This window comes from Cupriavidus metallidurans CH34 (assembly GCF_000196015.1).
In the GTDB taxonomy this organism is placed as follows: domain Bacteria; phylum Pseudomonadota; class Gammaproteobacteria; order Burkholderiales; family Burkholderiaceae; genus Cupriavidus; species Cupriavidus metallidurans.
The window spans coordinates 1732534-1752237 of record NC_007973.1 but is presented as its reverse complement, the minus strand read 5'-3'; the positions used below and the strand labels follow the sequence as shown (position 1 = coordinate 1752237).

The 19704-nt window shown below is 65.1% G+C and carries 15 protein-coding genes and 2 pseudogenes; 3 read left to right on the top strand and 14 right to left on the bottom strand.

The features are described 5' to 3' along the window. Positions 1-26: 26 nt before the first annotated feature. The 10 genes and pseudogenes from RMET_RS08165 to RMET_RS08120 form a co-directional block, all read right to left on the bottom strand. Entirely contained in the window at positions 27-1526 is a 1500-nt protein-coding gene (locus RMET_RS08165) for an aldehyde dehydrogenase (protein ID WP_011516352.1), read from the bottom strand. Next, positions 1523-2779, bottom strand: coding sequence for a Zn-dependent hydrolase (locus tag RMET_RS08160; protein ID WP_011516351.1), 1257 nt, complete (start codon positions 2777-2779; stop codon positions 1523-1525). The genes RMET_RS08165 and RMET_RS08160 overlap by 4 nt, the downstream gene beginning before the upstream one ends. Positions 2780-2792: 13 nt before the next feature. Beyond that, positions 2793-3866, bottom strand: coding sequence for a histone deacetylase family protein (locus RMET_RS08155; protein WP_011516350.1), 1074 nt, complete (start codon positions 3864-3866; stop codon positions 2793-2795). 47 nt (positions 3867-3913) lie between these two features. After that, positions 3914-5617, bottom strand: coding sequence for a thiamine pyrophosphate-binding protein (locus RMET_RS08150; RefSeq protein WP_011516349.1), 1704 nt, complete (start codon positions 5615-5617; stop codon positions 3914-3916). Beyond that, on the bottom strand, positions 5614-5913 hold the full coding sequence (locus RMET_RS08145; RefSeq protein ID WP_011516348.1) for a cupin domain-containing protein: 300 nt from the start codon (positions 5911-5913) through the stop codon (positions 5614-5616). The genes RMET_RS08150 and RMET_RS08145 overlap by 4 nt, the downstream gene beginning before the upstream one ends. 22 nt (positions 5914-5935) lie before the next feature. Continuing rightward, entirely contained in the window at positions 5936-7198 is a 1263-nt protein-coding gene (gabT, locus tag RMET_RS08140; protein ID WP_011516347.1) for a 4-aminobutyrate--2-oxoglutarate transaminase, read from the bottom strand. Between the two features lie 42 nt (positions 7199-7240). After that, a complete protein-coding gene (locus RMET_RS08135) occupies positions 7241-8884 on the bottom strand; it encodes an ABC transporter ATP-binding protein (protein ID WP_011516346.1) in 1644 nt (547 codons plus the stop codon). 11 nt (positions 8885-8895) lie between these two features. Continuing rightward, positions 8896-9735 (bottom strand): ABC transporter permease, encoded by an 840-nt coding sequence (locus RMET_RS08130; protein WP_011516345.1) that lies wholly within the window; start codon positions 9733-9735, stop codon positions 8896-8898. Further along, positions 9732-10736, bottom strand: coding sequence for an ABC transporter permease (locus tag RMET_RS08125; RefSeq protein WP_024569757.1), 1005 nt, complete (start codon positions 10734-10736; stop codon positions 9732-9734). Before RMET_RS08125 ends, RMET_RS08130 begins: the two co-directional genes overlap by 4 nt. A 67-nt stretch (positions 10737-10803) precedes the next feature. After that, positions 10804-11658, bottom strand: a pseudogene (locus RMET_RS08120) (ABC transporter substrate-binding protein); the annotation flags it as partial. Positions 11659-11717: 59 nt separating this feature from the next. Between RMET_RS08120 and RMET_RS08110 the strand changes: the two are divergent. Next, a protein-coding gene (locus tag RMET_RS08110) for an IS3-like element ISRme13 family transposase (protein ID WP_085960481.1) occupies positions 11718-12904 on the top strand; the annotation gives its coding sequence in 2 pieces (ribosomal slippage) (positions 11718-11973 and positions 11973-12904; 1188 coding nt in all). A 33-nt stretch (positions 12905-12937) separates the two neighbouring features. Here the strand turns inward: RMET_RS08110 and RMET_RS08105 are convergent. Both RMET_RS08105 and RMET_RS08100 read right to left on the bottom strand, forming a co-directional pair. Further along, a pseudogene (locus RMET_RS08105) lies at positions 12938-13693 on the bottom strand (ABC transporter substrate-binding protein); the annotation flags it as partial. Between the two features lie 102 nt (positions 13694-13795). Then, complete coding sequence (locus RMET_RS08100; RefSeq protein WP_011516342.1) at positions 13796-15139, bottom strand: ArgE/DapE family deacylase; 1344 nt, start codon at positions 15137-15139, stop codon at positions 13796-13798. 112 nt (positions 15140-15251) lie between these two features. Here RMET_RS08100 and pdxR point away from each other — a divergent pair, with 112 nt between their 5' ends. Then, the gene (gene pdxR, locus RMET_RS08095) at positions 15252-16847 is read left to right on the top strand and encodes a MocR-like pyridoxine biosynthesis transcription factor PdxR (protein ID WP_029307968.1); all 1596 of its coding nucleotides are present in this window, start codon (positions 15252-15254) and stop codon (positions 16845-16847) included. A 111-nt stretch (positions 16848-16958) separates the two neighbouring features. Beyond that, positions 16959-18365: an FAD-binding oxidoreductase gene (locus RMET_RS08090; protein WP_011516340.1), complete on the top strand. Its 1407-nt coding sequence runs from the start codon at positions 16959-16961 to the stop codon at positions 18363-18365. A 47-nt stretch (positions 18366-18412) separates the two neighbouring features. Here RMET_RS08090 and RMET_RS08085 read toward each other — a convergent pair whose 3' ends face one another. Continuing rightward, positions 18413-19138, bottom strand: coding sequence for an LrgB family protein (locus RMET_RS08085; RefSeq protein WP_011516339.1), 726 nt, complete (start codon positions 19136-19138; stop codon positions 18413-18415). A gap of 1 nt (position 19139) precedes the next feature. Then, positions 19140-19649: a CidA/LrgA family protein gene (locus RMET_RS08080; RefSeq protein WP_231138482.1), complete on the bottom strand. Its 510-nt coding sequence runs from the start codon at positions 19647-19649 to the stop codon at positions 19140-19142. Between the last annotated feature and the right edge of the window lie 55 nt (positions 19650-19704).

Sequence of the window (19704 nt, the reverse complement as noted above, 5' to 3'; positions counted from 1 at the left end):
ACCGGTGCGCCGACAGGCCGCAGCAACTACTCGAGCCGGATCCAGGTCGTCTTCAGGTCCTGGTACTTCTCCAGCGCGTGCAACGACTTGTCGCGCCCGAACCCCGACTGCTTGACGCCGCCGAACGGCACGGTGATGTCGCCGTCCATGTAGCAGTTGACCCAGACCAGCCCGCTACGCAGCCGGCGCGAGACACGATGCGCGCGCGACAGGTCCGACGTCCACAGCCCCGCGCCTAGCCCGTACGCCGAGTCGTTGGCCATCGCCACGGCTTCGGCCTCGGTGTCGAACACGGTCACGGCCAGCACCGGGCCGAAAATCTCCTCCTTGACGATCGACAGCGACTGCGTCGGGCACTCGAAGATCGTCGGCTGCACAAACCAGCCCCCGGAATCGGCGCGCGCGGCCTGACCGCCCGCACGCAGCCTTGCCCCCTCCCTCTGGCCGGCTTCCACATACGACATCACACGGTCGAACTGCCGCCCGTCGACGATCGCGCCCATCGCGGAGCGCGGGTCGAGCGGATCCCCCGGCTGCATGGCCGCCGCATGCGCCTCCAGCTTCGCCATGAACGTGTCGTAGATGCCGCGCTGCACGTAGAGCCGCGAGCCCGCGATGCAAATCTCCCCCTGGTTGTTGAAGATGCCGATGGCGGCGGCCAGCGCGGCGCGGTCGAGGTCCGGGCAGTCGTCGAACACGATATGCGGTGACTTGCCACCGCATTCGAGCCAGACGCGCTTGAGATTCGACTGGCCGCTATATTCCATAAACCGCTTGCCGGTAGCCGTGGAACCCGTGAACGCCAGGCAGTCGACATCGGGATGGCGGCCCAACGCCTGCCCTGCCTCTGCGCCTAACCCGGGCACCACGTTGAAGACGCCGGGCGGCACGCCAGCCTCTTCCGCCAGCGCGGCCAGGCGGATCGCGGTCAGCGGCGATTGCTCGGCCGGCTTCAGCACCACGCTGTTGCCCGCGGCCAGCGCCGGCGCCACCTTCCAGCTCGCCATCAGCAGCGGATAGTTCCACGGCACCACGGCCGCCACGACGCCAAGCGGCTCGCGCGTGATCGTGGCCAGCACGCCCGCATCGGTCGGCGCGATCTCGTCATAGACCTTGTCGATCGCCTCGGCATACCACGCATAGGTGCGAGCCGCTTCGGGGATGTCATAAAGCATGGTGTCGCCGATCGGCTTGCCCATGTCCAGCGTCTCCAGCAGCGCCAGTTCTTCCCGGTGCGTCTCGATCAGGGCCGCCAGACGCAATAGCACGGCCTTGCGCTCGCGCCGGGGCATCGCCGACCAGACTCCGGCCTCGAACGCGCGCCGGGCCGCAGCCACGGCACGGTCGACGTCCGCTGCGCCGCAGGCCGCCACACGCGCCAGTTGTTCGCCCGTGGCCGGGTTGATGCAGTCGAACGTCGCGCCATCGGCCGCGCTGGTCCACTGGCCGTCGATATAAGCGTGTGCCGGAATCGGCAGCGCCCGCGCCCGGCCCCGCCAGTATTCGAGATCCTTGAGTTCGCTCATTGGTCACGCCCCTTGCCCGCCTGCGCCACCATGGCGCCAAGCAATACGTTTGCGCCAGCCTCCAGATGCTCGGGCCGGGCGTCTTCCACCTCGTTGTGGCTGATGCCGTCCTTGCACGGCACGAAGATCATCGCGGTCGGCGCCACGCCGGCGATATACACCGCGTCGTGACCCGCGCCCGTCACGATGTCCTGATGGCTGAAGCCGCGTGCCTGCGCCTCTGCCCGGACGTGGCCAACCAGCTCCGGCGCGAACGGCGTGGGCGCGAAGTACTGCACGTCCTCGATCTTCACGTCGAGCGCCGTTCCCGTGGTCTTGCCTTCGGCCAGCGCCGCGCAGGCCGCGCGGAAACGCGCATCCATCACCTTGAGTTGCTCCGCGTCCTGGTGACGCAGGTCCACCGTGAACGTCACCGCACCGGGAATCACATTGCGCGAGGCGGGGTGAACGTTGACCACGCCCACCGTACCGCGCCCATGCGGCGCGAAATCGTTGGCGATACGGATCACCTCCTGCATCACGTGCGTGGCGCCGTAGAGCGCATCGCGCCGCAGCGGCATCGGCGTGGGGCCTGCGTGAGCCTCCATGCCGGTCACGGTCACGTCATACCAACGCAGCCCCAGCGAGCCTGTGACCACGCCGATCACGTTGTCGGCAGCCTCCAGGATCGGACCCTGCTCGATGTGGGCCTCGAAGTACGCGCCCACGGGTCGCCCGCCAACCGGCAGCTTGCCGGCATAGCCGATCGCCTCCAGTTCGTCCGCCACGCGCTTGCCCGCCGTATCCGTGGCGTTCAGGGCCACTTCCAGCGGGAACACGCCAGCGAACACGCCCGAGCCCATCATCACGGGCACGAAACGCGTGCCTTCCTCGTTGGTCCAGATGGCAAGTTCCAGCGGCGCCTCCGTCTGCACGCCGTGGTCGTTGAGCGTGCGCATCACCTCCAGACCCGCCAGCACGCCAAAGCACCCGTCGAACTTGCCGCCGGTGGGCTGCGTGTCGATGTGGCTGCCGGTCATGACAGGCGGCAGGTCATTGTTGCGGCCCGCGCGACGGCCAAAGATGTTGCCCACCTGGTCCACGGTCACCGTCAGGCCGGCATCGCGCATCCAGCCTGTCACGAGATCGCGCCCCTGTCCGTCCAGCGCGGTCAGTGCCAGCCGCGCGTTGCCGCCCTTTGGCGTCGCGCCGATGGCAGCCAGATCCATCAGGGACTGCCAGAGCCGCTGGCCGTCGATGTTCAAAGTCGTCATGTGTACTCCTGATTCATGCCATCGCAGGCACGAAGCCCGCGAGAAATGCTTCCAGCGCGATACCGATCGCATCCACTTCGTAACCGCCCTCCTGCACCACCACCGTCGGCACGCCCAGCGCGTGGATACGCTCGCCCACGCCCCGATAGGCTTCCAGCCCCACCTGCAGCACGCTGATCGGGTCGTGCTTGTACGTGTCGAAGCCAAGCGCCAGCACCAGCGCCTGCGGACGGTAGTCGCGCAGCGCATCGAGCGCGCTGTCCAGCGCCGACAGGAATCCAGCATCGCCTGTGCCGTGCGGCAGCGGGAAATTGAGGTTGTAGCCATAGCCCGCGCCATGACCGCGCTCGGTGGCGTAGCCCGTGTAAAACGGGTAGTAGCTGCTGGGGTCCGCGTGCAGCGAAATCGTCATCACGTCGGAACGCTGGTAGAAGATCTGCTGCGTGCCATCGCCATGATGGGCGTCCACGTCGAGCACGGCGACCTTGTCGAAGCGCTCCAGCAGTGTCTGCGCGGCGATCGCCGAGTTGTTGACGTAGCAGAACCCGCCTGCGCGGTCAGCGTGGGCGTGGTGGCCGGACGGCCGGCACAGCGCATAGGCCATGCCATTGCCGTCGTGCGGCGCGCACACATGCCGCGCCGCCGCCACCGCGCTATGCGCCGAGCGCAGGATCGACTGCCAGCTATGGGGCCCGAGCGGACAGCTCAGGTCCCCGAGGTAGTAGCCCGCTTCGGCAATCACGCTGCCCGATGGACACGGGCCACGCCGCGTCTTGTCGATCTTGCCGCTGTGATACGGCGAAAGGTTCGGCAGCACCTCGATGCCCGGTTCGAGCGTAGGCGTTGCCTGCGCCATCCAGCGCTCGAACGCGCTGGTCAGGAAATCGAGGTACGCCGGGCTATGCACTGTTTCCAGCGGCGCGCGGCCGTAGTCGGGCGGCGCGACGAGTTCGATACCACGGGCGTCGAGCGCCCGCTGGAGCACGGCGGCGCGAGCCGGTACGTCCGTCGGCTCGCACAGCCGGCCTGCGCGCATGAACTGCCGAGGCTGGTGCAGCAACTGGTCATCCGAGAAAAAGGCGCGCATGGTGGGAATTACGGGTGGTTCCGTCGGTTGTCGTCGTGTTGCGTCGCTCAGGCGGATTGCCGCGCCAGCGCTGCGGCACGAATGCCGGAGAGCGTGACGCCGGGCGCGATACCATCGGGTTCGTAGCGCAGCTCGATCAGCGCGGGGAGTTGCTCGCGATTGGCGAATTCCAGCGCCCGGGCAAAGGCGGGGGCGAAATCCTCATCGCGATCCACCACTTCGCCGTGGCCGTGATACGCCTTGACCAGCTGGCTGAACTCGGGATTGTCGAAGCCGAGCGCAATCGTGCGGCCCGGGAACTCGCGTTCCTGATGCGCGCGGATCGTGCCCCACATGCCGTTGTTGAAAACAAGGATCACGATGCCCAGCCGATACTGCATGGCCACGCCGAGTTCCTGCAGGTTCATCTGGAAGCAGCCATCGCCCGCGTAGCAGACCACGGTACGCGACGGATTCTCGAGCTTGGCCGAGATTGCGGCCGGCAAGCCGTAACCCATCGACCCTACCGTCGGCGCCAGGCTCGTGCCCACGCCATGGAAGCGGTGATAGGCGTGCGCGAACAACGCATAGTTGCCTGCGCCGACAGTGATGCAGGCATCGTCCGGCACGTGGTCGCGCACGTGGCAGGCCACCCGGTTCAGGTTCAACGCGCCGGGGGCGTCCTTGGGCTCCTGCTCCGCCAGGAAGTTGGCATTGGCCGCCGTCACCGCCGTCATCGCCTCTCGGGATACCGTCTGCGCCGGAGATAGCTGCGCCACGGCCGCCGCGAACGACACCACATCGGCGGCAATCGGCAACGTCGGGCGGAATACCCGGCCGAGTTCGTCCGGATCGGGATACACGTGCACCAGCTTCTGCCGTGGCTGCGGGCTTTCCACCAGCGTGTAGCCTTCCGTGGTGGCCTCGCCCATGCGCGTGCCCACGGCGATCACCAGATCCGCTTCGTGAATCCGCTGGCGCAGCGCATCGACCATCCCCCAACCGACGTGGCCGGCGAAGTTCGGATGTCCGTTGTCGAAGCATTCCAGACGTCGCCATGCCACACCCACGGGCAGGCCGAAGCGTTCGGCAAAGCCTTCGATCTGCCGCATGGCCGTGGGCGTCCAGCCCGAGCCCCCGACCAGCAGGAACGGCCGCTTCGCGCCAGCCAGCAAGGTGGAGAGCTTGTCGAGCGCCACCGGCGTCGGGGCGCCGTGGACGCGCTCATAACGCGGCATGTCGGCGACCGTGGCGCGGCCCCAGAGCGTGTCCTCGGGCAACGCCAGCACCACCGGACCGGGACGCCCGCTGGTTGCGACCGCGTAGGCTCGCGCCACGAACTCGGGGATCCGGTCCGTGCGATCGATCTGGGCCACCCACTTGGCCATCTGGCCGAACATGCGACGGTAGTCGATCTCCTGGAATGCCTCGCGCTCGTAGAAGTCGTTTCCAACCTGACCGACGAACAGGATCATCGGTGTGGAGTCCTGAAACGCCGTATGCACCGCGATGCTCGCATTGGTCGCCCCCGGGCCGCGCGTGACAAAACAGACGCCGGGCTCGCCGGTCAGCTTGCCGTAGGCCTCCGCCATGTATCCGGCGCCGCTCTCCTGCCGGCAGACGATCGGCGTGATCGCATCCTGATGGTCGTAGAGCGCGTCGATGCACGGCAGATAGCTCTCGCCCGGCACCAGGAACACGCGCTTCGTGCCCTGGATGCGCAGCTGTTCGACCAGAATCTGGCCGCCATTCCGTTCGCGTGGCGCGCTCATGCCTGGTCTCCACGCTTGATTTCGATTTCGACGAACACGCATTCACCGTCATGGGCGTTGATCACGTTGTGCTCGACGCCGGCTGCCCGGTAATAGGCGCGCCCGGCCACGAGCTGGCTCGTGACTTCGCCCTCCGGCGTCTGCAGCAGCAGCGGCCCGGTGGTCATCGGCACCACCACATAGTCATAGCCATGGTGGTGATGCCCGGTTTCGGCGCCCTTGGCGAAGCGCCATTCGGTCACGGCCACACGTTCGTTGTCGACCTGGACGGTCGGTACTGCCTGGGGTCGGGTCATGTCAGTGGCTCCGTTCGGCGGGTCAGCGAGTCAGCACGTCTGCCAGGATGTCGAGGCCCTCGTTCATCACGGCGTCCTGGATGGTCAGCGGGAACAGGAAGCGAATCACGTTGCCGTACACGCCGCACGACAGCAGCAACAGGCCCCTCTCCAGCGCGCGGTTCTGCACTTCGCGGGTGAACTCCGCATCCGGGCTGCCATCGGCGCGACGGAACTCCACGGCCACCATTGCGCCGATGCCACGGACTTCGGCGATTTGCGGCACGCGCGGCTTGAGGCTGTTCAGGCGGGCCGTCAGTCGTTCGCCAAGCTCCGCGCCTCGCGCGATCAGGTTCTCGGACTCGAGCACGTCGAGCACGGCCAGCGCGGACGCCACCGCCAGCGGATTGCCGGCGTAGGTCCCGCCGAGGCCGCCCGGCGCGGGCGCATCCATGATTTCGGCACGGCCACACACGGCGGAAAGCGGCATCCCGCCGGCCAGGCTCTTGGCCATCGTGGTCAGGTCCGGCGCGACGTCGTAGTGCTCCATCGCGAACAGCTTGCCCGTGCGGCCGAAACCGGTCTGGACCTCATCGGCCACCAGCAGGATGCCGTGCTCGTCGCACACAGCGCGCAGCATCCGCACGAACTCCGGCGGCGCCACGTTGAAGCCGCCTTCGCCCTGCACCGGTTCGAAGATGATGGCTGCCACGCGGCGCGGGTCGATATCGGCCTTGAACAGGTGTTCGAGCGCGCGGCGCGAATCCTCCACCGTCACGCCATGCAATGCAGACGGGTAAGGCGCGTGGAAGACCTCGCCGGGGAACGGCCCGAAGCCGGTCTTGTACGGGGCCACCTTGCCAGTCAGCGCCATGCCCATCATCGTGCGGCCATGGAACCCGCCTGAGAACGCGATCACGCCGGGCCGGCCGGTGGCGGCGCGCGCGATCTTGACGGCGTTCTCCACCGCTTCCGCGCCGGTCGTGAAGAAGGCCGTCTTGCGAGCTGAGCGGCCCGGCGCGCGCTGGTTGATCTTCTCGGCCAGCTCCACATAGCTGGCGTACGGCACGATCTGGTACGCCGTATGGGTGAAGCGATTCAGTTGCGCCTGCAGCGCGGCCACCAGGCGCGGGTGACGATGGCCCGTGTTGAGCACGGCGATGCCGGCAGCGAAGTCGATGTACCGCTTGCCCTCGACATCCCAGATTTCGCTGTTCTCGGCGCGGTCGGCGTAGAAATTGCACATCACACCTACCCCACGCGGGGTAGCGGCATCCTTGCGACGGACCAGTTCGGCGTTCTTCATTGATTGGCTCCAGTGAATTCGTGGTTCTGTGTGCGGCAGACCTCAGGCCGCGACGCGAATCAGCGTCGGGTCCCAGGTCTTGCCGGGAATGGCGTCGATCAGGCGACGGGTGTAGTCGTGCTGTGGATCATCAAAAATCTGCGAAGGCGGGCCAGCTTCGACGACCCGGCCCCGGTGCATGACGATGACCTGATGGCAGATCTGCGCGGCCACGCGCAGGTCGTGCGTGATGAAGATCAGCGCGATATCGAGCCGCTTCTGCAGGTCTGCCAGCAGTTGCAGCACCTGCGCCTGTACGGAGACATCGAGCGCCGATACCGATTCGTCGGCCACCAGCAGCTTCGGCTCCAGCGCCAGGGCCCGGGCGATACCGATGCGCTGACGCTGGCCGCCCGAGAACTGGTTTGGATAGCGGTCGAACGCGGAGGCTTCCAGTCCAACCAGTTGCAGCAGTTCGCGCGCCCGCGCCTGGGCATCGCCCAGTGGCACGCCTGTGGCGACGGGGCCATCGGTGATGATGCGGCCAACCGTATGGCGCGGATTGAGCGACGCAAACGGGTCCTGAAAGATCATCTGCACGTCGCGCCGCATCGGGCGGAACTGGCGCTCGGAGAGGCGCGCAATGTCCTGGCCGTCGAACAGCATCTGGCCACCGTCGACGCCGGTCAGGCGCAGCAGGCATTTGCCGATGGTCGACTTGCCCGAGCCCGATTCGCCCACGATACCGAGCGTCTCGCCGCGCTTGACGCTGAACGACACGTCATCCACGGCGTGAGTCACGCGCTTCTTCGAGAACAGCCCGCCACCGGAAACGTAGGTCTTGCGCAGGTTTCGCACGTCGAGCACGGTGCGGTCGTCCGCATGGCCGCCGTCGCGCGCGCGGCCATGTGGCACGGCGCTGATCAGCCGCCGGGTATAGGGATGCTGCGGGTGATTGAGCACCTGCTGCGCCGTGCCGATCTCGACCAGCACGCCCTTTTCCATTACGGCCACGCGGTCGGCGATCTCGGCCACGACGCCGAAGTCGTGGGTAACGAACATCACGCCCATGCCTTTCTCGGCCTGGATGCGCCGGATCAGGGCCAGAATCTGCGCCTGGGTGGTCACGTCCAGCGCCGTGGTGGGCTCGTCCGCGATCAACAGCGTCGGCTCCAGTGCCAGCGCCATCGCGATCACCACCCGCTGACGCTGCCCGCCGGACAGCCGGAACGGATAGCTGTGCACCAGCGTGGCTGGATCGGGCAACCCGACGAACTCGAGCAGTTCCAGCACGCGCCGCTGGCAGGCTTCGCCCGGATAGGCGCGGTGCACACGCATGACTTCGGCGATCTGGTCACCAACGGTCATCACGGGATTCAGCGCGGACAACGGCTCCTGGAACACCATTGCCATGTCCTTGCCACGCATGCCGAGCAGCGTGGTTTCGTCCAGTTTCAGCAGGTCGCGCCCCTGGAACAGGATCTCGCCGCGCTCAGGCTTCAGGTAGCTCGGCAGCAGGCCCATGATCGCGTTGGCGCTCATCGATTTTCCCGAGCCGGATTCCCCTACGATGCAGAGGATTTCACCAGCGTGCAGGTCATACGAGATGTCCTTGACCGCGTGCGCGCGGTCGCCGCCCGCCGGCAGCGCGATGGAAAGATCGCGGATCGACAACAGCGGTTGTCGGGAGGAATTGGTCTGCGTCATCGTAGCGCTCCTTACTCGCCGCGGCGGCGCAGTTGCGGGTTCAGGGCATCGTTGAGCCCCTCCCCGATCAGGTTGATCGCCAGCACCGTCAGCAGGATTGCCACGCCGGGCCAGACGCTCATCCACCAGGCTTCACGGATCATGGTGCGCGCGGCGCCGATCATGAAGCCCCAGCTCATCATGTTGCGGTCGCCAAGCCCCAGGAACGACAGCGCCGACTCGGTCAGGATGGCGGTGGCCACCATGAACGACGCCGAAACGATGATCGGCGACATCGCATTGGGCAGGATTTGCGTCAGGATGATGCGCAGTGGACGCTGGCCGATCACAATCGCGGCCTGCACGAACTCACGCTGCTTCAGCGACAGGAATTCTCCGCGCACCAGGCGCGCTACTGGCGGCCACGACACGACCGAGATCGCGCCAACGATCGAGTAGATCGACGGATTGAAGATGGCCACGATCACCACTGCCATGGCCAACTGAGGAATGGTCTGGAAGAACTCGGTCACCCGCATCAGCGCGTCGTCGATCCGGCCACCGCAGTACCCCGCCACGGACCCCACGAGCACGCCGACGACCAGCGCCACCGCCGTGGAGATCACCCCGACCAGCAGCGAAACACGCGCGCCATACAGCAGCCCGGCGGTGATGTCGCGGCCCAGCATGTCCGTGCCGAACGGATAGGCCATGTCCGCGAACGGCTTCATCAGCGGTTCCGCCACCATCATCCAGGGCGACTCTTCGTAGAGCATCGGCGCGACGAAGGACACCACAACCACCGCCAGCAGCACGATCAGGCCGATCATGGCGCCGTAGTTGCGGCAATAGCGCTTGAGGAACGATTTCATGCCGTGGCCTCCTTGCCGCCGATGGCGATACGGGGGTCGATGAAGCGGTAGACCACGTCGGTCACCAGGTTGAAGAACACCACCAGCGCCGATGTCACGAAGAAGATGCCGAGCAGCAACTGGTAGTCGCGTTGCAGCAGCGCATCGAACATCAGCCGGCCAATACCAGGCCACGAGAACACGGTTTCGGTCAGCACCGCGCCACCGGCCATCTGGCCAAGCTGGATGCCAGCAAACGTGATGACGGGCAGCAGCGCGTTACGCAGCACATGCACACGAATCACGCGGCGGGCCGGCACACCCTTGGCGCGCGCCGTCTTGACGAAGTCCATGCCCATGACCTCGAGCATCGAAGCCCGCGTCAGTCGCACGTAGACAGCCATGAAGAAGCAGCCCAACGAAATCGTCGGCAGCACCAGATGGAGCGCGATATCCTGCACGCGGGCCAGTCCCGTGTATCCGGCCCCGACGCTCTCCATGCCGAAAGCAGGCAACCAGCCGAGCACCACGGAGAACAGGATGATGGCCATCAGCGAGAGCCAGAACAACGGCGTGGCGTACAGCAGCAACGCGCCGGACATCACCGCGCTGTCAATCCAGCGCCGGCGGTTTTCGTAGCGCGTTCGCGCCGCAATCACGCCCAACAGCACCCCCATCACGATCGAGAACAGGAATGCCCCGCTCATCAGCAAGAAGGTGGCCGGCAGGCGATCGAGGATCAGGTCCAGCACCGGCAGGTGGTTACGATACGAGTAGCCGAGGTCGAGCTTCGCCACCCCCTTGAGATAGATGCCCAGTTGCGTCAGCACAGGCTGGTCCAGCCCGAACTGCTCACGCAACTGCGTCACATAGGTGGCATCGCCAGCGCCAGCTTCGCCAGCCATCACCGTGGCCGGATCGCCGGGCGCCATGCGGATCAGGAAGAAGTTGATGACGACCACGCCGATCACCACCACCAGTGCCTTGACCAGCCGGGATAGAAAGAAAGACAGAAAATTCACGATAACCTCCGCGTGCACATCCCCGTCGCTCCCCGGCAACCTGTCACCGGGGAGCCTGGCGGCGCGATCAGTTCTTCTCGATCGAGACGTTGTCGAACGACTCGTTCAGGCCAATGGCCGTGGTCACAAGGTTCTTGATGTTCTTGCGATACAGCGTCGGGAACTCGATCTCGAACAGGTTGGCATTGGCCACCTCGCTCACAAGGATCTGCTGCAGTTCGCTGTAGAGCTTCTGGCGTTCCACCGGGTCCATGGTGTTGCCGCCCTTGGCCCACAGATCGTCAGCCTTCGGGTTGCTGTAGCCCTGAACGTTTGCGAACGGCGTGCCCTTGACCATGTTGCGCGTCACGTACAGACGTTCCACACCCAGTGCCGGATCCCCGTACTGGTACGTGTAGGTCACCGTCATGTCGTAGTCCCAGTTGCTGACCCGCGATGACCACGTACCGGCGTCGGCAGACTCGATGCTGACCTTGAACCCGATCTGCTCCAGCATTTGCTTGATGTACTCGTCCAGGCGGTCCCAGTTGGCGCCATACGACGTGGAGAGGATCTTCACCGGATACTTGCTGACGTCCACGCCAGATGCCTTGAGCTCCTCGCGCGCCTTCTTGATGCTGAAGTCGAAGTTGGGCATGTTCTTGTCGAAGAACAGCGTGCTCGACGAGAACGGGCTCACAGCCGGCTTGCCCATGCCGAAGAAGATGTTGTCGACGATCAGCTTGCGGTTCAGCGCGTGCATCACGGCGCGGCGCACGTTCACGTTATTGAACGGCGGCTTGCGCTCGTTGAGCAGCAGGCTCGTCATCGGCGCGAACATTTCCCAGCCCTTGGTCGTGTACTCGACGTTGGGCAGCGCGCGCAGGCGCTTGACGTCGACGTTGTCAACGTCGCCACCGCGCAGCACCTGCACGTCACCCTGAGCTTGCCCCCGCAAAACGAATCCCTTGCTGAGGTTAAACTGAAGCAAGGAGAGATGTGATGACAAGCAAGACAAAGCGGGCGCAGTACACGCTGGAATTCAAGCTGGAAGCGGTACGGCTGGTGAAGAGCGGGCAGAGCATGGCAGTGGTTAGCGCGACCCTGGGCATCAGAGCGCAGACGCTGCATAACTGGGTCAAGGCGGAGCGGGAAGGCAAGCTGACTGGTGCGGGTATGAAGCCGGTCAGCCCGGAGCAGATGGAGCTGGCCCGGCTTCGGGCGGAGGTGGCGCGCTTGAAGATGGAGCGCGATATTTTAAAAAAAGCCGCAGCATACTTTGCGAAGGAGTCGGTGTGAGGTATGCGTTCATCGAGCGAAACCGACGTTACTGGCCGGTCTCGGTCCTGTGTGAGCTGTTAGGGGTCAGCCCCAGCGGCTATCACCAGCGCAAGCAACGCACAGTAAGCACCGACAGGCCAGATAGAGGCCGACTCAGTGACGATGCCTTGTTGGCCCACATCAAGGCGATTCACGCCGGGGTCAAGGGGGAGTACGGCTGGCCGCGCATGTGGAAGGAACTGCTGGCGCGTGGGGTGCGGGTGGGCAAGGAGCGTGTTCGCAAGCTGATGGCGCTGCACGGCATCCGTGCCCGCCACAAGCGCAAGTACATCGCGACAACCAACTCGAACCACGATTTGCCGGTGGCCCCCAATCTGCTGCAACGCGACTTTAGCCCAGCAGCACCCAATCAAGTCTGGACGAGCGACATAACCTATGTGGCGACCGCCGAAGGCTGGCTCTACCTGGTGGTCATCATCGACCTGTTCAGCCGGCAGGTGGTTGGCTGGTCGATGCAACCACACATGAAGGCCGAATTGGTCACGGACGCGCTGCGCATGGCCTGGTTCCGGCGCCGCCCGGAAGCCGGTGTGATTGTGCACACCGACCGGGGAAGCCAGTATTGCAGCCATCTGTTTCAAGACGCCCTGAAGGCGTATGGCATGCGCTCGTCAATGAGCCGCAGGGGCGATTGCTGGGACAACGCGCCGACTGAGAGTCTGTGGGGGTCGTTGAAGGTCGCTCGCCTGCACGGTCGCCAGTTCGCTACCCGCCGCGCCGCAATGGACGAGGTAATTGACTGGCTTGGCTTTTATAATGCCAGCCGACTCCACTCGACGCTGGGCTACGTCAGCCCCATGACGTTCGAGAAAAACTGGTCCGCAGCTCAGCAACACCGGGCTGCCTAATTCCCTCGGTTATGGGATTCGTGGAACAGGGGCAAGGTCACCCTTCTCGAACGCCACCGCCCGCGATGCCGAGTCCGGGATTACGTAGAACACCAGTTCGTCCAGGTACGGCTTGCCCTTCTTCCAGTAGTTCGGGTTCTTGGCCAGCTTGATATAGGCGCCCTTCTTCCACTCCTTGAGCATGAACGGGCCAGTGCCCACCGGCTTCTGGTTGGCCGGGTTGTTGCGGTAGTCGGTGCCGTCGTAGATGTGCTTCGGCATCATCGGCATGGTGCCGGTTTCGAACATCGAGATAAACGGCGGGAACGGCTCCTTGAGCTTGATCTCGACGGTACTGTCGTTGACCGCGCGGATCGACGCCATGTACTTGTTGATCACGGCGCGCGTGCGCACATGTACCTCGCGCAACATCTTGTCGATCGAGAACACCACGTCGGCAGAGGTGAATGGTTTGCCGTCGTGCCATTTCACGCCCTGCTGGAGTTCGAACGTGTAGGTCAGGCCATCAGGCGAGATCTGCCACGACTTCGCCAGTTCTGGGCGCGGCTTCAGGTCGGGACCATAGGTCAGCAGACCTTGATAGATCTTGCCGGCGATGTACTGCGTGGGTGCCTGCGAGTTCAGCGCGCTGACCAGGATCGGCGGCTCGGGTTGCACGATGCCGGACAGCGTGCCGCCCGTGGTCTGGGCAAGCGCGGTGCCAGCCATGAGGCTGGCGGCGGCAACAAAGGCCATCGACATCAGGCTCCCCCTGATGCGCGACTGGACGCTGGCAGTGATGCGTTTCATCGGTCGTTTCCTATTTTTGGGACAAGCGAGGGCAACGGGCAACGCCCCACCACGTGGTGGCGCATTTGCCCAGGCGGTACAGCAACGAGGGAAAACCGGTTTCTAGGTCTGGTCGGCGGCTGGCTCTACACCGCACCAGTCGTGCATGAACTGTGCGAACGTGGTCGCCACGCGCACCATGCTTTCGATCGACACCGATTCGTCGATGCCGTGGATGTTGCGAGCTTCGGGGCCGTAGCAGGTGACGGGTGTATCGAGCGTGATGCGGAAGTGACGGGCGTCGGTGGTAGCCGTGGTGGCCTGACGCTTCAGCGCATTGCCGTGGGCCTTGCGGTGCGCCTCGGCCAGCGCCAGCATCGGCGCATTATCGAGATCGAACTCGCAGCCCGGCGCGTGAAAGCCTTCGTAGCGGATGTTCAGGTCAAGCGTGCTACCCAGACGCGCCAGCGCATCACGAACGCGCTGGGCAACGATGGCCTTGGCATCGTTGACATCCATCTGCGGATAGAAGCCGATGCGGATACCAAGCGTGCAGGTACACGGCACGGATGAGTTCCATTCGCCACCGTGGATCTGGCCCAGGTTGAAGTTGATCGGATGTGCGTGGTCGCGATAGGCGGCGGGCCGGTTCTCCGGCAGGTTCCATTCGGCTTCGAGACGGCGCAGGTCATCCATCACCGCGATGCCGGCCTCCACGGGATTGACGCCAGTAGTCATATACGCGGCGTGGGCGGGGCGGCCCGTCAGTTCCACATACATCCAGAACACACCCATCTGCGCGCTCATCAGGGCTTCACCCAGCGGCTCGGGGATCAGCACTGTATCGAACGAAGCGAGCTTGCCAGCGCCCACGGCGCTACGCAGCGAAGCCACCGTCGCCAGCGCGCCGTTGCCGGTGCTCTCTTCTTCCAGCACGCCGTTGAATCCGACGTTGCCGGCAGGCTGTACACCCAGTTCCTTCAGTGCCTTGAACGCGGCCAGCGCGCAGACGATGCCCGCCTTCATGTCACCTGCGCCGCGACCATAGAGCCAACCATCCTCGACATACGACTTGAACGGTGACTCGCGCCACATCGAATCGGGGCCGGTTGGCACCACGTCGAGGTGACCATTGAACAGTACCGAGCGGCCACCGCGTTCGCGCGGACGATGGGTGGCCAGCAGGTTGTAGCGTCCACCATCGGGACAGCACGGCGTGGAGAACAGCGGCATGTCTTTCAGCTGCGCCGTGTTCAGGACGATGCGTTCCGACTCCAGTCCAAGCTCGCGCAGCGCATCGTCCATGAAGTCCACCGCGGGCTGCTCCGCACCCGACGGGCTCTCTGCCGCCACGAAGTCACTCAGGGTTTTCACCATGTACGGCGTGAGTGCGCGCACGGCATCGGCAATCGCCTGCGTGGTGAGCGTTGTCGATTCAGGAGACGCAACGGTGGCTGCATTCGGCATGGGGGCTCCGCGATGGGGACATCGAAAAAAAACAGCATCAGCACGGATGGAAAATTATCCGATGGTTGGTACCATCGGTAGGTCCATATCCTGTTTTTTGCCCGGAGCCACTTTGAAAGAGACGATTCTTTCCGACCTGCTGCTTCAGCGACTTGAGCGCCCCGCTGGTGCAGTCACCGGCAAATCGGGCGAGCATATGAACCGACAGCTCTACGCCATCATCCGTCAGGAGATCCTTGCAGGTGCTGTGCCAGCGGGTAGCAAGCTGCCGGCGTCGCGCCTGCTGGCCAAGGAAATCGGTGTCTCGCGCAACACCGTCCTGTATGCGTACGAGCAGTTATTGGCCGAAGGCTATGTGACCGCATCCACCGGAAGTGGCACCTTCGTGTCGCATACCGTTCCCGACCATCGTGCATTGCACAACGGGAGTGCGGCGAATGGCACCATCACTGTGCCCGCAGTGCAGCAACACCCAAACCGATTCGCGCTGTCGCGACGCGGGCAGCATCTGGTGTCCCACGCCAGCGCGTCGGATCGCCAATGGGGCGCGTTCGTCGCAGGCGTGCCTGATGTCTCGCTATTTCCACACGCGGTCTGGGCGCGCCTGCTGAACAAGCACTGGCGCAATCCAAGCCCGCAGTTGCTGACGTACGCGCATCACGGCGGCTACCTGCCGCTGAAGAAGCTGCTGGCCGAACACCTGCGTCTAGTGCGTTCCGTGCGCTGCGAGCCGGACCAGATCATCCTGACCACCGGCATCCACCAGGCCGTGGACCTGACCACCCGGCTGCTGGCCGACCCCGGCGACAAGGCATGGATGGAAGATCCCGGCTACTGGGGCACACGCAGCCTGCTGGCAAGCGCGGGCGTGGAGCCAATCCCGGTACCGGTCGACGATGAAGGGATCGCGCCAAGCCCCGCGACGCTACAGAATCCGCCACGCTTCATCTTCGTCACGCCTTCGCACCAGTATCCGCTTGGCATGATGATGAGCCTCTCGCGCCGGCGCATGTTGCTCGAATACGCGCGGCAGCGCGGTGCATGGATCATCGAGGACGACTACGACAGCGAGTTCCGTTTCGAAGGCAGGCCGGTGGCGTCGTTGCAGGGGCTGGACGACAACGATCGCGTGATCTACATGGGCACGTTCTCGAAGACGCTCTTCCCGGGCATACGCATGGGCTTCATGGTGTTGCCCAAGCCGCTGGCGCCCCACTTCGCCACGGGGCTGTCCGAGCTCTATCGCGAAGGCCAGCTCGTGCAGCAGGCGGTGCTGGCGGACTTCATCGAGGAAGGCCACTACGCCACGCATATCCGTCGGATGCGCCAGCGGTACGCGCAGCGCCAGGCGCTGTTACGCGAAGCCATCGCCAACCGCTTCGGCGCCGACTGGCCCACATCCACGCATGAGGCCGGCCTGCACATGGTGATGCATCTGCCGCGCGGCGCCGATGATCTTGGCATCAGCATGGCCGCGCGCACGCAGGGGCTATCGGCCCGGCCGCTTTCGCGCTACTACAGCGAGGGGGCGGCGACGCAACAAGGGCTGCTGCTCGGCTACGCGTGCGTGCCCGAAGCCGAGATCGGTCCGGCCTTCCGCAAACTGGCCGAAGTCATCGAGCCGGCGCTGGAACATCTGGCGCGCACCCAGGAGCCGCCAAAACCGATTGCCGCGAGGATCAATGCAGAAGCGTGGAGCGGCGCTTGATGTCTGGTGCCATCACGAAGGTGACGAATGGCACTTTACGTTGCCGTGATGGATTCCTACGATCAGGTTTTGTCGCGCGGCATACGCTGACCCTTTCCATTCTGCTACTCGATGTCCAATACACCCGCCCTCCTCTCTGAACTCGCCGCGATCCTCGACCCTGCCGGCCTGCAAACCGGCGACGCCATCGACACACGCTTCCGCAAGGACTGGTACGCGCCGCTGGGTAACCCGCCGCTGGCCGTCGTGCGGCCGCGTACGACGGCGGACGTCGCGGCCATCCTTGCCGCATGCCACAGGCATGGCCAGCCAGTCGTTCCCCAAGGAGGCCTGACAGGCCTGGCGTCTGCCGCGACGCCCGGGCAAGGCGAGGTCGTGCTATCCCTCGAACGGATGCGTGGCGTCGAAGAGATCGACGAGCAGGCTGGCACGATGACGGTCTGGGCGGGCACCACGCTGCAGGCCGCGCAGGAAGCCGCGCGCGCGGCCGGATGGTTGCTGGCGGTGGATCTCGGCGCACGCGGCAGTTGCCAGATCGGCGGCAATATCGCCACCAATGCGGGCGGCAATCGCGTGATTCGGTACGGCATGATGCGCGACCAGGTACTCGGGATTGAAGTCGTGCTGGCCGATGGCACCGTGCTGACATCACTGAACAAGATGCTCAAGAACAACGCTGGCTACGACCTGCGCCAGGTTTTCGTGGGCAGCGAAGGCACGCTCGGCGTGATCACGCGCGCGGTCCTGCGGCTCGCACCACTGCCGTCAGCCACGCAAACGGCGCTCTGCGCGCTGAAGAGTTTCGACGATGTGGTTCGCCTGCTGCGCCACGCGCAGCGCGCGCTTTCCGGCCGTGTCTCTGCCTTCGAAGCGATGTGGGCCGACTACTACACGCTAGTGACCACGCGTGTTCCGGGCGTACGCGCACCGCTTGCGGCAGGGCATCCATTCTATGTGCTGGTCGACCTGCAAGGCAGCGACGCTGATGCCGATGCCGCCGCGTTCGAACGGATGCTGGAAGGCGCGATGGAAAGCGGCCTGATTGTCGATGCCGCGGTGGCCGCGAGTGGTAAGGAGGCGGAGAGCTTTTGGAAGCTGCGCGATGCGGTGGCCGAGTTTCCGCAAATGTGGGCACCGAACGCGGCTTTCGACGTCAGCCTGCCGATTGGCAGCATTGGCCGATTCGCCGACGCGTTGCGTAGCGCCATCCTGGAACGATGGCCGAGCGCCGAACTGGTGAACTTCGGACACGTCGGCGACAGCAATCTGCACTTCAGCGTGCACCTGCCCGGGGTAGACGCGGCGGCGTTCCCAGAAGCCGAGATCGACGCGGTAGCCTATGCCATCGTTCGCGAGTTCGCCGGGAGCGTGTCGGCGGAGCACGGCATCGGCATCCACAAGAAGCCCTACCTCGGCAACTCGCGCACTCCTGAGGAGCTGGCGCTGATGCGCACAATCAAGGCAGCCCTCGACCCGAAGGGGATTCTGAACCCCGGGCGGGTATTCGATCCTGCCTGAGATGAACTACGGGTCGACTGTCGCCGTCAACCTGAAACCAGGGAGCCTCAGCCCACCAATGCCGTGACCCAGCCCGTCAAGGTTGGGCCGGCGATGACCATCAGCACGCCGGCCAGCACCATCGTCAGGCTGGCGACCACACCCTCTTCGGCGTGACGCTGCCGGGCGCGCGCGGTGCCGAAACCATGCGCGGCGGTGCCAAGCGATGCACCCTGCGCCACGGGCGAGCGCAGTCGCAGCAGGCCGAGCACCGTGTCCCCGACGATCATGCCGGCAAGTCCGGTCATTACGGTGAACAGCGACACCAGTTCGGCGGACCCGCCCGTATGCGCGACCACGGCCACAGCGAACGGCGTGGACACGGAACGCGCCATCAGGCTGCTCGACACCTCGCTGCTGAAATGAAATGCCTCGGCCAGCAGCCGCGCGCTGAGCATCGCCACCAGCATCCCGGCGATCACGCCAAGTGCCAGCGCGATCCAGTGACGGCGCACGATCTCGCGGTGCTCATAGATCGGCACGGCGAACGCGATCGTGGCCGGTCCGAGCAGCCAGACCATCCACCGGGTATCGGCAACGTACTCGGCGTAGGGAATACCGGTGATCAGCAGCAGCGGGATGGTCAGTGCCGGCACGACGATCGCCGGCGACAGCCAGATCCGTGGCAGGCGCTGGTACAGCGGCTTGACCGCGAAGTACAGCGCGACGGTCCATGCCAGGCAGAGAAACGACGCCACGGACGGGGCCAGATGCAAACCGGAGAGCGCAGGCATCTCACTGTGCTCCGTTCGAGCGCGCCCGCACCCGCCGCGCCTCCAACTGCGCCTCCAGCCGGCAGCCGGCATGGACCGCCAGCGCCGTGGCGGCCATGACGAGCACCGTGCCTGCCGTTACGGCGATGGCGAGCTGGACGCCCTCGCGCCGGAACAGCGGCAAATAGTTGATCACGGCCACCACGCACGGGATGAAAAACAGCACCAGCTCGCCAAGCAGCCAGTTGGCCCCATCCTTGACCCAGCCGACCTGAAGGCGGCCGGACAGCAGCAGGACCAGCACGCCCAGCAGCCCCAGCACCCCTGGCGACATCGACCACCCGAACGCCCGGGTGAGCGAATCGGCGGCAAACCAGACGACGAGGAGCCCGCCAACTTGCGTGAGCGTGCGCAGGTGGCGCGAGCCGGCAGGTATGGCGGACGTGGCGGTACTGGCGGCACTGGCAGAACCGGCAGAAGACGGGGGCGTGGATGCGGGGGCGGACATGGCGGTGGGCAGCAAACCTGACATGCGGCAATTATTCGCCGAGATCGTGCACAACGACAGGCCGCAAATCCGCATCGGT

Excerpts from the sequence above, each read along its gene's own strand:
- RMET_RS08165 (WP_011516352.1), bottom strand. The coding sequence starts at position 1,526 with ATGAGCGAACTCAAGGATCTCGAATACTGGCGGGGCCGGGCGCGGGCG.
- RMET_RS08160 (WP_011516351.1), bottom strand. The coding sequence starts at position 2,779 with ATGACGACTTTGAACATCGACGGCCAGCGGCTCTGGCAGTCCCTGATG.
- RMET_RS08155 (WP_011516350.1), bottom strand. The coding sequence starts at position 3,866 with ATGCGCGCCTTTTTCTCGGATGACCAGTTGCTGCACCAGCCTCGGCAG.
- RMET_RS08150 (WP_011516349.1), bottom strand. The coding sequence starts at position 5,617 with ATGAGCGCGCCACGCGAACGGAATGGCGGCCAGATTCTGGTCGAACAG.
- RMET_RS08145 (WP_011516348.1), bottom strand. The coding sequence starts at position 5,913 with ATGACCCGACCCCAGGCAGTACCGACCGTCCAGGTCGACAACGAACGT.
- gabT (WP_011516347.1), bottom strand. The coding sequence starts at position 7,198 with ATGAAGAACGCCGAACTGGTCCGTCGCAAGGATGCCGCTACCCCGCGT.
- RMET_RS08135 (WP_011516346.1), bottom strand. The coding sequence starts at position 8,884 with ATGACGCAGACCAATTCCTCCCGACAACCGCTGTTGTCGATCCGCGAT.
- RMET_RS08130 (WP_011516345.1), bottom strand. The coding sequence starts at position 9,735 with ATGAAATCGTTCCTCAAGCGCTATTGCCGCAACTACGGCGCCATGATC.
- RMET_RS08100 (WP_011516342.1), bottom strand. The coding sequence starts at position 15,139 with ATGCCGAATGCAGCCACCGTTGCGTCTCCTGAATCGACAACGCTCACC.
- RMET_RS08090 (WP_011516340.1), top strand. The coding sequence starts at position 16,959 with ATGTCCAATACACCCGCCCTCCTCTCTGAACTCGCCGCGATCCTCGAC.
- RMET_RS08085 (WP_011516339.1), bottom strand. The coding sequence starts at position 19,138 with ATGCCTGCGCTCTCCGGTTTGCATCTGGCCCCGTCCGTGGCGTCGTTT.
- RMET_RS08080 (WP_231138482.1), bottom strand. The coding sequence starts at position 19,649 with ATGTCAGGTTTGCTGCCCACCGCCATGTCCGCCCCCGCATCCACGCCC.